Origin of the sequence: Methanobacterium bryantii (assembly GCF_002287175.1) — an archaeon.
Classification (GTDB): Archaea; Methanobacteriota; Methanobacteria; order Methanobacteriales; family Methanobacteriaceae; genus Methanobacterium_D; species Methanobacterium_D bryantii.
Genome location: NZ_LMVM01000040.1, coordinates 67,130 through 83,650 on the forward strand (window position 1 = coordinate 67,130; position 16,521 = coordinate 83,650).

Genomic DNA, 16,521 nt, shown 5'->3' on the forward strand with positions numbered 1-16,521 from the left:
ACAGGCTTGACATGAATTCACGGTTAAAAATAAAATTTTGGTATGGCTGAGTTATATCCATGCTTTATAGTTCCATGAAAGTGCGAATCCACTGCACTGACCTTTTAAATCAGGAACCAATTTAAGTAAAAGTGGTTTATCAGATAGATCTCCCGGTAATTCCACTATAGTTTTATTTTCTTCTTTTTGAATACTTAAAACATCGTAACCATTTAAAGTTAAGTTAGCTACAGGGTCTATAACGGTCACTTCGTGGAAATCTGTATTGGATCCAAATACGCTGATTGAAACCCTGAGAATAATAATCAATGCCATTATGAGAGCTGGTTTATATAAATCTCGCGGTGAAAAAGGTTTTTTGCTGACATAATAAATTATTAGAAGACCTGTAATGGCAATCCATGCAGGGTAATCAAGCATTCCTCCATCAAGCATTGTAATAAATGATAGGGTCAGGAAAAATGCGAGCAACACTTTATAAAGGTCTCTTTTTTCACTCAGTGCAATAATCCCAACTATGTAAATCAGGGGGAATGTAATTAAGATGATAAGTGAAAATGGAACAGTATACTGTGCAAGTGGGACCCCAGTATTTATAGTTGAAGAAATATGTATTCCCATCGAGTGAATTACATAGCCTAAAACTGATTTAAATACATGGCTGTGTGTTAATGCAGTTGTACTGAATTCATTTCCATTATAAGACACGAACATGGTGAAAATGGACACGCCAAGTTTTATTCTTATCCAGACTTCAATGAGCAGTCCAACTATATATGTAAAGAATATGGCTATTATGGTGAATTTAAGATACTTCTGGTCATCTATTTTTAAGCTAGGGCTTAGTGATGATATTCTCTTTCCAATTAGTCCATTTGATTGGAATAAAGGGTAAAGTAACAGGAAACTGCCCATAACTGCAAAAAGAATTAGGGATTTACCTTTAGATGACCCTTCCATAAGATGGTATGTAAGTGTTAGGATGGTACTGTCCAGAAAACTTGTAACCGCGAGTAAGACTGCAAAAAGAATCATAATGATTCCAATGATATTCAACTTGTTTAGACGCAATATTTCACCGGCTTAATTTAATTTTCAATTGTGTGTCAAGATTAACTTTGATATTGAAATTAATTGTTTCATCTCTTTACTATATAAGGTATACTACTAAACTCATTGCAATACCAGCTATCACTGGAATTGGAATATTGTCATCTATAGGGCTGTATGCTTCAGTTATTGCCCCGCATAATGCCCCGACTAGTGCAGGAATTAGTGGAAGTTGGGTTAATGCCCCGACCAGTGCAACAATAAAAAATGCAGAGGTCCCCACTAAAGTTTTTCTTTCATTGAATGGTAATGGCCGTTTTCCAAACTTTTTTCCAAATATGGTGGATGCAGAATCTCCCAGTAAGAAAATCAATATTGCAGCATTGGCGATGGCTATGTTAAATTTAAATAAGTAAAGTGTCAGTATAATTCCGATAAAGAAATAGACAAAACCTCGTTCATCATTTTTTCGTTTGCATTTCCTTAAAATAAAAGAAAAGAAGAACACTTTTCTATTTTCATCGATTCTAAAAATAGCTTCTACAATAAGCACAATTGCTATACACGTGAGTATGGCAATGATGGGGCTTAAAAAAATATTTACAAAAACAATAAAAATACCTGATGCATGAATCAACTGTCTGAAATTTTCTTTTTCCATATCATCAGGCCGTAAAATTTTGTATCATGCTTAAATTAAGCCATAAATTTTTCTATTACTCCGTAATATGATTCTTTGAGCTTTTCAATATCTACATTTATCAGATTCTGGTTAATAGTTAAAGTTTTACCTCCAACTTCTCCGATAACTGCTGAAGGAGCTTTTATTTTGCTTAATATCTCATCTGCATATTCACTTTTAACTGTAACAATGAATCTTGCATTGGACTCTGAAAATAGTGCTTCAGCATCAGTTATATTGTCCGCGTTAGGCACATTTGAAATGTCTACAGTTGCTCCAAGATCACCTGAAATTGCCATTTCAGCAACTGCAACGGCTATTCCTCCAGCTGAACAATCATGAACTGCGGTTACAGCATCATTTTCATCTTCACGAATTATTTTTAGAACTGCCTCTGCAGATTCAAATTCGGCGTCCATATTCACCTTTGGAGATTTTCCCTGGACAACATCAAAGACTTCTTTGTGGTACTGGGAACCGTCAAGCTCAGGATAAGTTTTACCGATTAATATGATTTTATCTTCTTCATTTTTGAAATCCATAGTTCTAATGTCTTTTATATTCATTAGACCTGCAACACCCACAACTGGGGAAGGATTTACAGTTACTCCTTCAGTTTCGTTGTAAAAACTAACGTTACCGCTTATTACAGGAGTTTCAAATTTGTTTGCGATGTCTGACATTCCTTTGATGCATTCTTTAAACTGCCAGAAAACATCTGGTTTTTCAGGGTTTCCAAAATTCAGGCAATCGACGACGCATACTGGTTCAGCACCCATTGAAACAACATTCCTTATGGCTTCTGCAATTGCTCCAGCCCCTCCATGGTATGGATCGAGCTTTGCGTGTATACTGTTGCAGTCTGAAGTAAGTGCAATAGCATTTTCATCATCAATTCTAAGAACTGCTGCATCATCGCCGGGTTTAATAACAGTTCTAATCTGTACTTCGTGATCGTACTGCCTGTAAACCCAGCTTTTACTTGCAATGTTCTGTGAGGATAGAAGTTTGAGGAGAGCCTCTTCAGGATTGATATTTTCTACTTCCTGATATTCAGTGATTTCAGATGGTCCACATCCTTCATCTTTGAAAGGGTTACATGATTCCCTGCTAACAACTGGGGGATCTGAGAGAAGTTCTGTTTGAACATTCGCTATAACTTCACCGTCTTTTTTCAAAACTAACCTGCCGGTATCTGTGACTTTACCAATAACTGCTGTGGGAAGTTCGTATTTATTGAATATTTCCATTAACGCGTCCACATCTTTAGGGTTTACAACAAAAATCATTCTTTCCTGGGACTCAGAAAGCATTATTTCATAGGGTGTCATTCCTTCTTCCCTAAGTGGAATTGTTGTAAGTTCAACTTCAGCCCCATTTCCGCCTTTAGCAGCCATTTCTGAAACACAGCATGTCAGGCCTCCGCCGCCTAAATCTTTGAGTCCAGCCACGTCAATTTTATCAAGTGCTTCAAATGTAGCTTCCATAACCATTTTTTTAGTGAAAGGATCTCCTACTTGAACTGCAGGTCTGCTTTCAAGTTCAGATTCAGTTGTAAGCTCTTCAGATGCAAATGTTACTCCATGGATTCCGTCTCTTCCTGTGGTACCTCCCATAAGGACAAAGATATCACCTACATTAGGTGCAGAACCTAGTACAATATCGCTTTTATTAACAAGCCCTGCACAGATAACATTTACAAGCGGGTTAAATTTGAAATTATCATCAAATTCAATTTCTCCACCGACAGTTGGGACTCCTACTCTATTTCCATAATCTGAAATTCCTTTTACCACATATTCAAATATGTACCTTGATTTTTGGTCTTCAAGAGGTCCAAATCTTAATGAATCAAGTAATGCAATCGGTTTGGCGCCCATAGAAATGATATCTCTAAGTATACCGCCAATACCTGTTCCGGCACCACCATAAGGCTCAATTGCTGATGGATGGTTGTGGCTTTCCATTCCAATTACAAGTGCGAGTTCATCTGTTAATTCAACAATTCCTGCATCGTCCCCGGGGCCAAGGATAACGCGTTTACCTTCGTTTGGGAATAATCTTAAAATAGGACGGCTGCTTTTATAGGAGCAGTGCTCTGAAAACATTATATCGAGCATACCATACTCCAATGAATTGGGGTCTCGTCCCAGTTCTTTTTTTACAAATTTACATTCTGAATCTGTTAGGGTCATGATATCACGCTGCAGTTAATATATTTAATTATTGTATATTTTTAAGAGTTATTTGAGGTTTTTACCTCATCCTGTTTTTTTAATGGTTATTTTAAGGTTTTCATCCTCAATCTTCCACCTTTCAACCTTTTAAAAAAGGTTGATCAAAAACACTCTAATATTTCATTATGTTTTTTTAATAGTTATTTTGAGGTTTTCATCCTCAATCTTCCACTCTTTTGTATAATCTCCTTCCTGTGCCTCAAAGCTCAGTTTTTCAGCACGTACTTCATTGGAGATAAAGTCAAAGAATGGTTTAATTAATTCTTTGAAACCTTCATCACACTCTACAAATACATGGATATTGGCTTCAACATCTAAGTCAAGGTCTTTTCGCATGTCTTGAACTCTTCTTATAAGTTCTCTGGACATTGCTTCGGATAATATTTCTTCTGTGACTTCTGTGTTTATGAATACATTTCCAGAATCGAAATCTGCACTTACAAGATTTTCTGGAAGTTCAGTTTCAAATAAAATATCGTCAACACCAAGTTCTATGCTTCTACCATCAACTTCAACAGAATAACTTCCTTCAGCATCTAAAATTGATTTTATCTCTGATCCGTCGGCTTCTGTAAGATGTTTCATTACTTTTGGTGCATCGCCTCTGAGTCTTGGTCCAAGGGTCTTTAAATTAGGTTTTGCAATTATCTTGAGGTTTTCAAATTCATCTGTTGCTATGATCTCTTTTGTATTGGCCTGTTCCATTATGACAGCTTTAAGTGATTCAACTGCGCTTAAAACTTTTTTGTCCTCAGAAACAACTACAATTTCACTTACGGGCCATCTAAGTTTGTATCTTGCAACATCTCTTCCTCTTGCACATGCTTCGATGATATCTCTGACGATATCCATATTTTCTTCTAATTCAGTATCAATCAAGTCTTCATTGAATTCCCAGTCTTCCATATGTATACTTTCAGGAGCATCTTCTTCCACTCCTTTTATGAGATTCTGGTAAATTTCTTCGGTAATGTGGGGAGTTATTGGGGCCATTGTTTTAATTAGAAGTTTTAAGGCGTTGTATAGTGTAAAATAAGCTCCTAGTTTATCAGGATCTTCTTTTTCAACCCATGTACGTCCTCTTATGAGTCTAACATACCATCTGCTCAAATCTTCCAGTATGAAATGATTTATAGCCCTTGTAGCTTTATGGAGATATAAAGAATCTAAAGCTTCTGTTACTTCTTTTGCAAGGGAATTAGCACGTGAGGTTATCCATCTGTCTTCATCTCTTAATTTAAGATCTTTTTCAGTGTACAGTGTTGGGTTGAAATTATCTATTGTCATGTAGGTAGTTGAAAATACATAAACATTCCATAGAATATTGAACATTTTCTGGACGTTTTTAATCTCATCCCAGGTGAATTTCAGGTCTTCCCATGGTTTATTTCCCCAGAGTAGATAAAATCTCAATATATCTGCTCCGTACTGTTCAATGACTTCTTCTGGCGCTACTACGTTTCCGAGGGATTTACTCATCTTTCTTCCCTCTTCATCGAGGGTAAATCCATGCATTAAAACTTTTTTATATGGTGCTTTGTCAAAAGATATTACTCCGCACCCTAATTGTGAATAGAACCATCCTCTAGTTTGATCATGTCCTTCTGTTATGAAATCGTAAGGGAACCATTCATCAAACATTTCTTTTTCTTCTGGATAATGCAGAGCTGCCCATCCTGCTACTCCTGAGTCTATCCATACGTCTAAAACGTCAGGGACACGGTTCATGTCTCCCCCACATTCACACTGGATTGTAATTTCATCAACATAAGGTCTGTGTATGAAATCTCCTTCGAGAGTTCCTTTAACTGTTTTCTCTTTTAACTCGTCGATGGACCCTATAACGGTTATTTCTCCACAGTCTTCACATCTCCAGATTGGAATTGGAATTCCCCAGTATCTCTGCCTTGATATTGTCCAGTCTCTTGCATTTTCAACCCAGTTACGGAACCTGCTTTCACCAGCCCATTCTGGGACCCATTCAACATGGTCTAACTCGGATAACATTTTGTCTTTAATGTCTGTAACTTTAAGGAACCACTGCTGTGTTGCAAGGTATATAATAGGAGTTTTACATCTCCAGCAGAACCCGTACCTGTGGTCAATTATGCCTTCTTTAAAGAGTAAACCGTGTACATCTAAATCAGTTATGATGTAAGGATCGGCTTCTTTTACAAATTCGCCTTCATATTTTCCAGCTTCTTTTTTAAATAGTCCTGCCTCATCTACTGGACAGAATATTGGTAAACCGTATTTTTTACCAATATCAAAATCGTCTGGACCATGTCCTGGAGCGGTATGAACACAACCAGTACCTTCTGTTAAAGTTACATGTTCTCCTGGAAGTATTTTATGCGTAAATTCTTTTTGAACAGGTATTTCATCTATAAGTGGGTGTTGATATTCAAGGCCCTCAAGATCACTACCTTTCACTGTTTTAAGAATTTCATAATCTTGATCTTCGAATAAAGAGCTAACAAGGGCTTCTGCCATTATATAAACTTCGCCGTTAACATTAACATAAGCATAATCAAAATCAGGATGTACACATACTGCCATGTTAGCCGGGAGGGTCCATGGTGTTGTTGTCCATACAAGTACGTATTCATTACCGTTTTCAGACTCTTTTAATGGGAATTTAACATAAATTGAAGGGTCTTCTTTATTTTCATAATCGATTTCTGCAAGTGCAAGTGCTGTTTCACATCGGGGGCACCATGTTATAACTCTGAGATCGTTTATAAGAAGATCTTTTTCATTTGCTTTCTTTAGGGTCCACCAGCAGGATTCCATGTATTTAGTATCAAAAGTAACATAAGGATTATTCCAGTCCATCCATATGCCCAGCATTTTAAACTGATCGGTCATGAGGGCTTTATTTTCAATTGCAAATTCTTTACATTTTTCTACAAAATTGGCAATTCCTATTTTAGTTTCAATTTCCTTTTTACTTTTTAAACCGAGTAATCCTTCTACTTTATGTTCTATAGGAAGTCCATGAGTATCCCATCCGGCCTGTCTCCGCAGATTGAAACCTGACATGCTTTTAAAGCGTAAAAAAGTGTCTTTTATGGTTTTATTCCATGCAGTTCCCAGGTGTATTTTACCACTACAATAAGGAGGGCCGTCTAAAAATGAAAATTTAGGGCTATTCTCTCTTAATTTGTCTGTTTTTTGATATATACTGTTTTCATTCCAAAACTTTTGAATATCTTTTTCTATAAGCTTTGTATCGTATGATCTCTTGGCCTCTTTTATTGGCATTTTCATTCTCCTTATGGTATTTATAAATTAAATATAAGAATCAGCTTTTTTCGTAAAAATTTCTGTGCTTCATTACATTTTTTTCATTAATTTATTCTTGATCTATATCTGATTCGCAGATATTTAAAAGTTAACGCATATTTTTTGAGGTAATAGTATTTTTTTCGCGAAATAGAAAAAGATATAAATAACTTTAATCCTAATTAGTAGTGCATCCCCTATTACAACGATACTATTTTTAATACTGATCGTATCGCCTCCGGGGGGATGTTACACCTACTAATTTTTATACAATATCACTATACTAATTATGGCGCCCCGCTCACCCTCTTGTTTGAACTCTCAAATGGGGCGTCAATTAATTATAAAGTTGTAATTTTACCGAAAAGCTTATTAATAAGTTATAAAAAAGGATGAATTGCCACTCTCATTTTGGGAAGATTGAGTGGATGGCCATTAATTAAGTAATTTACCTATGTCTCTAGAGACATAGGTATTATACTGAAACTTTTTAGCTTAAACTTAAAATTTATTTATAATTATATGCTAATTTTTTATATTTACCTTTAAAAAAAGTTTAAATTTAGTTTTAAGATATGTTATTTTAAAAATTAAAATATGGATGGATATAATAAAGAATTTAGGGGGAGGTATTTGCCCCTTTTCTCAAGCTAGCTTGAGATCCCTGATTTAAAATATGTTGACCCATGTTCCGCTGCTCACATTGTTTGATTTGCTGGACTCTGTTACCTTGTTCTCTGAATCGACTACCATCTTGCAGTAGTAAAGCCCTTTTGCTATTTTTGAAGGTATAGTCAATTTAGTGTACGCTGTATTTGATGCCCCTGCTCCAAGTGAACTAATGTATCGTCTACCCAGGTATGTGGAAGTTATTTTACCTTTATAGTTCCTGTAGATGTAAATTTTGACATAAAATCCTCCTGATGAAACTTTTCCCTGGTTTTTTACTGTGTTTTTAATAGTCATTTTGCTGCCTCTTTTGTACGAAGTTGATCCTGCACTTACTGATGAAGCTACAAGATCAGGAAGGACTACGTTTATAGTGTTTGAATAGGCTGCTATATTGTTTGATTCGTCTGATTCGAATACTGTTTTAGTTGAATCAACTATTGCTCCAATATAATAGCTTCCAGATAGGCTGGAAGGGACTGTAAAGTTTGTATTTGATGTATTTGATGCGCCTGCATTGAGACCTGAGATATATCTTTGTCCTAGGTAGGTGTCAGATGTGGTAATATTGCTGTCGTTTGAGAGGTAGAAGTTAACATAAAATCCTCCTGATGCAATTTTTCCCTGGTTTTTTACTGTGTTTTGGATGGTTATTTTGTCTCCTCTTTTGTATGTGGTTGTCCCAGTGCTTATTGATGTAATAACAAGATCAGGTGAACATACTTCTATGGTAGTTGAGAATGCTTTTATATTGTTCGATTCGTCTGATTCAAATACTGTGTTAGTTGAGTCAACTATCGCCCCGATATAGTAATTTCCAGACGCATCATATGGGATTGTAAAGTTTGTGTATTCTATATTTGATATGCCCGCGTTGAGACCTCCTGATATGTATCTTTGTCCTAGGTAGGTGTCAGATGTGGTAATGGTGCTGTCATTTGAGAGGTAGAAGTTAACATAGAAACCTTTTGATGTGGAGCTTCCCTGGTTTTTCACTGTGTTTTGGATGGTTATTTTGTCTCCTCTTTTGTATGTGGTTGTTCCTGTGCTTATTGATGTAATAACAAGATCTGGAGCACATATATTTGTAGTAGTTGAAGAAGCCACCATATTGTTTAATTTATTTGTTTCACATGTTTCATTTAGAGGATCAACTACTGTTACAATATAATAGCTTCCAAATATGTTAGATGGGATTGTAAGGTTTGTATAGGCTATATTAGATGCACCGGATTTAAGACCTCTTGATATATATCGAGATCCTAAGTATTTATCAAGTGTAGTGCCGTCTTTTGAGAGATAGAAATAGACATGGATTGGATTTGAATTTTTGGTACCTATATTTTTCACAGTATTTACTACTATCATTGATCCGCCTGTTTGAGCTGTAGCAGGGCCAGATACTGAAGGCATTGTGAGGTCGGCATCAGGTACAATCATTGCACCGCTGAATTTTATATTATTGTTTTCGTTAGATTCAGAAACGCTGTTATCGTATGCTGCATCCACCATAGCTATTATGTAATAATTGACGTTTGCTTTTAAATCAGATGGTAAGGTTATATTTGTCAGTGCACTATTTGATTTTCCGGCTGCTAGACTTGAAATGTAACGAGTATATTCAGGTTCTAATGTGAGGTCATCTGTCATGTATATGTCTTCATTACCGTTTCTATCATCAGTCCAAACGACTTTGTTATCATAGATAGCAGGGTCTATCTGGTTCTTTTTGTCTATAGTTAGCTGTCTTTCGATCCCAAGAGTTAAATCGTACAGGTATATGTCCCAGTTCCCGTTTCTGTTGTCCTGCCAGACTATTTTATCCCCGTAAATTGCAGGATTAATCTGGTTGGATGTATTATTGGTTATTTGGGTTTCAGCATCCGCAGGATCTTTAGAAAGGTCGTACAGGTATATGTCCCAGTTTTTTCCGGTTGTATTGTACTGCTGCCAAACAACGTTATCTCCATAAAGTGCAGGATTAGTCTGGTTTTCTGAAGATTGACATACTCGAGTTATATCTCCTGTAGAAAGATCATATGTATATATATTCCAGATACCGTCTCCATTATCCTGCTGCCATACAATGTAATTTCCATTAACATATGGATTAATATGGTTAGCACCGTCTTTTGTTATCTGGACGGTCCATTTTCCTTTAGGCATTGCAATATCCCCTGTAATTGAGAAGTCATATAGATATATGTCCCAATTTTTGGTGGTTGAGTTATACTGCTGCCAGACTATTTTATCATTGTAAATTTGAGGATTTATCTGATTCTCATTACTTGTATATAATCGATATATATCTGGTACAGTTGGATCAATTGGATCATCTCTGCCTGGGACTTTATAACCTAAAATAGTCCAGGTACCGCTGTAGTTATACTGCCATACAATTACGTCTCCGTAAATTGCAGGATTGGCCTGACCGCCACTAAAAGTGGAAATATAACCGTCTTCTGTGCCGGTGATATTTTTCCAGTAAATATCCGCTCCTGATTGATCATATCTGTAATCAGACCAGACTACTTTATCTTCATAAATAGCCGCAGTATGCTGACTAGCAGGTTTTTTAACTACAGCATATTCGTCCTGTATGTAATAGCCTACAGTGAATCCATCTGCTGCTTGATCACCTTGATTAGTCACAGTATCGTTTATTGTCACTGTGCTGCCTGGTGAAACATTACTTGTCACATTTATAGAAGTTACCGCTAAATCGGGTGATGCTGAAGCTGTTCCACACGTTATCAAGGCTAATATAGAAAAAATAATTAAAATTAATAGTTGCCTTTTCAATTTTTCACCCCTTTTAATCTTATTAAGTTCAGACGGGGTAATATTGTACTAAGTAAATATAAATATTTATTTATTTAAAATTTGTAAGATTTAAACTTTTTTAACATGCTAAATTTAGGTATTAGGCTATTTTAACTAAAATAAAATGCTTTAAAAAGTTAGATTTAATATAAAATGTTTATAATTAGATTATATACTTTAAGTTCAAATATTGCTAAAATAAGAATACTTCTACTGGAAATTATACTAATTTATCTTTAAATTATAAAATTATATTCTTACTTAACTTAAAAAAAGGATTTAAGGAGGTATATTAAAGCATCATGCTTTGTATATACCTTTTCACTTAAAATTTATTTAGAAAGTCCTGATTTTACCAGCTACAAGCATGTCAGTTATGCTTGTTATATTTTCTAACCAGTAATCTGTGACTTCTTCTACCTGCTTGTTAACATTTTCAATCTGGTATCCATTTTCCAGGATCATTTGGACACTTGCAGCCTTTGGAAGGTTAATTGGTTTTCCTATCTGGCTTAAAAGCATTATATGTACCTGTTTTACCCCTTCAACTTCTTCAGTTATATTATTTGCAATTTTATTTGATAAAAGGTTGTATATTTTACCAACGTGGTTTATTGGGTTCTTTCCGGAAGTTGCTTCCATGGACATAGGCCTGTTTGGTGTTATTAACCCGTTTGCACGGTTTCCACGTCCTACAGAACCGTCGTCACCCATTTCTGCGGAAGTTCCAGTAACAGTCAGATAAACTGAAGGATTTTCTGGGTCATGAACGTCTGCAGTGTTTATATAAACTTCTACATTTCTTTCTGTGTACTTTTCGGCAAGTTTCTGTACTTCATCGTGTACTTTTGCTTTTACATCGATATAATGGTCAAGATCATTAACATATTTTGAAACCATAGCTGAAGCAACTGTAAGCACGATATGGTTATCGTCTCTAAGTCCCATAACCTTAATATCTTCACCTACTTGAGGATATTTCTTTTTAAAGTCCAGGGAGTTCAGAAGATTTTCGGTAGCAAGTACTATGTTTTCAGTTTCTGAAAATGGTGCGTAACCTACACCGAAGGATGTATCATTGGATGAAGGAGCTTCTCCTTTTCTTTTAAATACATCGGTCAAGTCTCCTGATCCATGTCCTATCTTACATTCTACGACTGTGGCAGTTTCAACATCGAGGTTTATGATATTTTCTCTTAAATATTCTTTTGCAGCGGCTATGGCTATTCTGTCAAGGCCCATTTTCTTTATTTCTAATTTTCCATTTTTTTCATTATGGAATTCGGCTATTCCTCTTCCTGTAAGGAGGATGTCCATAGGTTTGATTATATCTCCGCCGCCAAATACTGGGTCTGATTCTCCTGCTGTAATTTGAACCTCATCAGTGTTATGGTGCATTATTTCTCCGAACTGCTCGATATATGCATTGCATAAAGCTCTGCTTACGGATTCTGCTATTCCGTCACTGATACTATCGGGGTGTCCTATACCTTTTCTTTCTACTATCTCTATTTCTTGCTGTTCAATTGGTTTTTGAATGAGCTTTTCAATGAAAATATTTTTTTTCATAAATGTCCTCCCTTTTAACTATACAAATACGTCATAAAATGTAAAGTCAAAGTAACCGTGATCTCATATGTTCTTATTTTTTAAGATATTTAAATATATTCTTACCCTACTAATAAAGAATAGAGTAAAATAATCTAAAAAATTTAATACTTATGTTAAATGTCATATGATTATTGAAAATGTGTATATAATTTTAATTTATAAAAAGAGGCTTTAAAATGCAGAATTATCCAAATAGTAAACATATTATAGTAATGAACAGAACTAAATCTACTGTACTTGGCGAAAGCGAAATTGCAGATACATTCTTCTCAAGATTAATGGGAACAATGTTCAAAAAGGAACTTAAACGCGGACTAATTTTAAAGCTTCCAAGTAATAGAAGTCGAAGTGGTTCAGCTATTCACATGTTTTTTGTAAGGTTTCCTCTGGATATCATTTTTGCAGATGCTGATAAAAAAGTAGTTGATATAATTTCAATTGATCCATGGAAAACTTATACTCCTAAAAATCCTGCAAAATATGTCATAGAAATGAAAAAAGGCACTATTGGGTCATCGGGTACGGAAATAGGGGATGAGTTAGATTTTACGTGTGAAAATGCTAAATAAATAAATTTAAAAATAGGTAATATGTTGGTTCTATTGTCTTTCTTTTATTGAATTTAGAGCCATCTGAGCAACTTTTTTTACCACGGGATTTTCATCATTAGACGCTTTTTCAAGTGGATTTATGGCGCTCTTATCTCCAGCTCCAGAAAGACCAACTGCAGCAGCATACCGAACGCTTGCCTTTTCATCATCCAATGCTTCAATTAATGGGGCAATAACTTTCTTATCTTCGAAAACACCAAGCGATAAAGCAGCAGCTTCTCTAACATGACAATCTTCATCTTTCAATGCTTTAATTAGAGGATCTACAGCTTGGGGGTCTGCTAATTCTGCAAGAAGTTCTGCAGCATCTTCTCTTCTTCTCCAATCACCATTTTCCAGTTCACCCTTAAGATAATTTAAATCTCTATTTTCTGATTCGGCCAATGCACTACCTCCTAGCTATCATATTTGTTTTTAAACTTTTAAAAACTTATTCATTTTTCATATATTTTTCATATGATATTATCAATAGTACGACCGCTTAATACAGACTCCGGTCGATCAATCAGGATATCTTTATCTGTAACTGCATTTTCATCCTTCTTTTTCAAAAGAAGCCAGAATTTTCTGTTTCCTTTCCCTGTATGTATAAGCGCATAGCCTCCTTTAAGCTTGTGACCTTCAAGCCAGATATCCACATGTCCATTATTGATAGATTCTTCTATATCGATTTCATGATCATTTTTTTTATTTAGATTGCGATAAGTACCAGTGTCCCAGACTATTACAGTGCCTGCACCATAATTTCCTTCTGGAATAATTCCCTCGAAATCAATGTAATCAACTGGATGGTCTTCTGTTGGGACTGCAAGCCTTTTTTGGCTGGGATCTGTAGAAGGTCCCTTGGGAATTGCCCAGGACTTTAAAACACCGTTAACTTCCAATCTGAAATCATAATGGAGTTTACTTGCATCATGTTTTTGTACTACAAATCTTGGCTTATCTGAAACTTTTTCACTTGTAAATGGTTCAGGAGTTTTTTCAAAATCTCTTTTTTCACGATACTTTTCCAGATGGTTTTGATCTGCCATATTGATATCCTCTTAAAAGTTTCTAAAAATATGTTATAATATTTGGAAAAGAGATTTAATAAAAATTAATATTTTTAATCTGGATGATTCTTTATTAAATGAGGCACGAAAAATAAAGGTTTAATGAGCTTATTATTCTTAATTTATGTTTAAAAAATCTTTTTTAAATCTGAAGGATGCCCTAAAACTTCAATGCCTTCAAAGTCATAGAGTTTTTTGGTGTTTTCAATATCAATTTCCCTCATGTGGATGGTGATTATTTTCCCGGCAGAAATCGCTGAAAATGGGCATGCTGTTGCGCACGTACCGCAGCCTTCACATTTAAGAAGATCTATTTCAACCCCTGGAGTTATTGCATTGCCTGGACAAGCTGCTGCAGCTGCGCACGGTTCACATTTTTGACAAAGATTTAACTCAAGTTTAGATGGTAGTACGGTTTCAACATCACCTGATTCAAGATCTACAGGGATTATACATGTTCTAACACCACCTTTCCCCGATTGAGCAACCGCGTTGGTGACCAGTGAATCTGCAATACCGCCCACGATTTTCCCGATAGTATTTGATGTAGCTGGTGACACAATGAGAAGATCATATTTTCCCAGTGAAAACCGCCCTGTTATAGGATAACTGAATCGCTGGTCTTTTTCTTGGATTAATTCATTGTAGTATCCGCCGGTTATTGTTTCTATTCTCTCATAAAGCCCATACATTTTGAGAACTTCTTCTCCAGCGGCTGAAAGCAAAACAGTTACATCATGTTTTGTCATTAACTGCTCCACTAATTCAACACTGTCTGAAAGTAAGTGACCTGCTCCTGTAATTCCAAAGGCTATTTTCATTCAATCTCCTCGTAGTATTAAAATTGTAAAGTTTTTAATTTGTTCAATATATGGGGAAAGTGATATTTATAAAATTAGATGATAATCGAGAATTTGATTCAGGTTTAAAATTGAGAATTGAATTGATAGAAAGGGTATTGAAAAGTTAAAAAGTGGAAAATAATTGATTTCTTTTTAGAAATCAATGTATTTGTAAGCTAAATCTTCTCTGAAACAGTAATGTACAGTGTTATACTGGTTCATGAATTCTGTAACTTCAGCTTTAACGTCTTTACCTTCCATGGCTACTTTTTTGATGAACTCTGCAACTTCTTCCATTTGAGCTTCTTTTAATCCACGGCGGGTTATTTCCTGTGTACCAACCCTTATACCTGATGGATCATCGGTCCGTTTACGGTCGTCCCATGGGAGTAAGTTTTTGTTGAGAATGATATTGTTAGTTTCCATGTCTTTTGCCATTTTGGCTGCACTGCCTATTTTTTTAACATCCATAGCGACCTGGTGAGATTCTGTAAATCCTAGGTCTTCACAGAGGACATCAAAACCAAGTTCATAAAGGCTTTGTGCAAGAGCTTTAGCGTTTTTAATTATCTGTTTTGCGTAATCTTCACCGAATTCAAGCATCTCTGCTAAACTTATGCCTAATGCGGCTACATGGTGAAGGTGATGGTTACTTACAACTCCGGGAAATACAGCTGTATCTATTTTATTTTTTATATCTTCTTTACAGAGAATTATACCACCTTGAGGACCTGGGAAGGTCTTGTGGGTACTTCCTGCAAGGATATCAGCTCCTTCTTTAAGAGGGTCCTGGAATTGGCCACCAGCTATAAGACCAAGTACATGGGCTCCGTCGTACATAACTTTGGCGCCTACTTCATCTGCAGCTTCACGTGCATCTTCTACAGGGTGAGGGAATAAGAATAAACTACCGCCAAGAAGAACCATTTTTGGTTTATTTTTTTTAATTTCTTTTTTCATTGCATCTGCATCGATGTTCATTGTTTCGCTGTTAAAAGGGTGTGATTTGATCCTTAAACCCCTTATTCCTGCAGCACTAACTTCTGCATGGCTTATGTGGCCGCCTACAGGTACATTTAAAGCCATGAGGAGGTCATTGTAATTTGTAAGGGCAAAAAATGAGGCTAAGTTTGCAACAACCCCTGAATTTGGCTGTACATTGGCATGTTCAGCGTTAAACAGTTTTTTAGATAGGTCAATTGTTAGATTTTCAATCTCGTCTATGTATTCGCAGCCTTCATAGAGCCTTTCACCAGGCAAACCTTCTGCATATCTGTGGGATAGATCCGACGCCAGGGCTTCCCTTACATCGACACTGGTTATATTTTCACTTGCAATTAAGTTTATACTATTTTCCATCCATTTGTGATGTTCTTTAGTAACTTCTTTGATTTTAAGAGCATATTTTTGATTTTCGTACATTAATTGTCCTCCGTTTTTGACATCAGGAGTACATTTTTCATCTTTAAACATTGATTGCCTCCGAGTAAATGTAACTTAAGTAGCTTTACATAACTATGTATAAAATAAATGAGTATAAATACTTTCAAAAATGACTACTTAATCACTGAAAATTCTGATTTTTATTGAAATAGTTCTATGATTTTTCTTAAAAAACTGAATTCTGCAAAATTAAAAGTATCTGGATAAATTAAGAAT

The 16,521-nt window shown here is 35.6% G+C and carries 11 protein-coding genes; 1 reads left to right on the forward strand and 10 read right to left on the reverse strand.

Annotated features, from left to right (window positions below; all coding sequences use genetic code 11):
- Nucleotides 1–51: 51 nt before the first annotated feature.
- The 6 genes from ASJ80_RS15365 to ASJ80_RS15390 all read right to left on the reverse strand — a co-directional run bounded on the left by ASJ80_RS15365 (nt 52) and on the right by ASJ80_RS15390 (nt 12,315).
- Nucleotides 52–1,071, reverse strand: a complete 1,020-nt coding sequence (locus tag ASJ80_RS15365) for a hypothetical protein (protein ID WP_069583977.1) — start codon at nt 1,069–1,071, stop codon at nt 52–54.
- A gap of 79 nt (nt 1,072–1,150) precedes the next feature.
- Nucleotides 1,151–1,711, reverse strand: coding sequence for a diacylglycerol/polyprenol kinase family protein (locus tag ASJ80_RS15370; protein ID WP_069583978.1), 561 nt, complete (start codon nt 1,709–1,711; stop codon nt 1,151–1,153).
- Between the two features lie 35 nt (nt 1,712–1,746).
- Nucleotides 1,747–3,927, reverse strand: coding sequence for a phosphoribosylformylglycinamidine synthase subunit PurL (gene purL, locus ASJ80_RS15375; protein ID WP_069583979.1), 2,181 nt, complete (start codon nt 3,925–3,927; stop codon nt 1,747–1,749).
- 165 nt (nt 3,928–4,092) lie between these two features.
- The gene (gene ileS / locus ASJ80_RS15380) at nt 4,093–7,233 is read right to left on the reverse strand and encodes an isoleucine--tRNA ligase (RefSeq protein ID WP_095652122.1); all 3,141 of its coding nucleotides are present in this window, start codon (nt 7,231–7,233) and stop codon (nt 4,093–4,095) included.
- A gap of 690 nt (nt 7,234–7,923) precedes the next feature.
- Nucleotides 7,924–10,725, reverse strand: coding sequence for a CARDB domain-containing protein (locus tag ASJ80_RS15385; RefSeq protein ID WP_069583780.1), 2,802 nt, complete (start codon nt 10,723–10,725; stop codon nt 7,924–7,926).
- Between the two features lie 357 nt (nt 10,726–11,082).
- The gene (locus tag ASJ80_RS15390) at nt 11,083–12,315 is read right to left on the reverse strand and encodes a methionine adenosyltransferase (protein ID WP_069583781.1); all 1,233 of its coding nucleotides are present in this window, start codon (nt 12,313–12,315) and stop codon (nt 11,083–11,085) included.
- Between the two features lie 218 nt (nt 12,316–12,533).
- Here ASJ80_RS15390 and ASJ80_RS15395 point away from each other — a divergent pair, with 218 nt between their 5' ends.
- Nucleotides 12,534–12,926, forward strand: a complete 393-nt coding sequence (locus ASJ80_RS15395; protein ID WP_069583782.1) for a DUF192 domain-containing protein — start codon at nt 12,534–12,536, stop codon at nt 12,924–12,926.
- A gap of 30 nt (nt 12,927–12,956) precedes the next feature.
- Here the strand turns inward: ASJ80_RS15395 and ASJ80_RS15400 are convergent, their stop codons facing one another.
- The 4 genes from ASJ80_RS15400 to glyA form a co-directional block, all read right to left on the reverse strand.
- Nucleotides 12,957–13,352, reverse strand: a complete 396-nt coding sequence (locus ASJ80_RS15400) for a HEAT repeat domain-containing protein (RefSeq protein WP_069583783.1) — start codon at nt 13,350–13,352, stop codon at nt 12,957–12,959.
- Between the two features lie 68 nt (nt 13,353–13,420).
- Nucleotides 13,421–13,999, reverse strand: coding sequence for a DNA polymerase ligase N-terminal domain-containing protein (locus ASJ80_RS15405; protein WP_069583784.1), 579 nt, complete (start codon nt 13,997–13,999; stop codon nt 13,421–13,423).
- A gap of 149 nt (nt 14,000–14,148) precedes the next feature.
- Complete coding sequence (locus ASJ80_RS15410; protein ID WP_069583785.1) at nt 14,149–14,841, reverse strand: dihydromethanopterin reductase (acceptor); 693 nt, start codon at nt 14,839–14,841, stop codon at nt 14,149–14,151.
- A gap of 174 nt (nt 14,842–15,015) precedes the next feature.
- On the reverse strand, nt 15,016–16,284 hold the full coding sequence (glyA, locus tag ASJ80_RS15415; RefSeq protein ID WP_095652126.1) for a serine hydroxymethyltransferase: 1,269 nt from the start codon (nt 16,282–16,284) through the stop codon (nt 15,016–15,018).
- Nucleotides 16,285–16,521 lie beyond the last annotated feature (237 nt).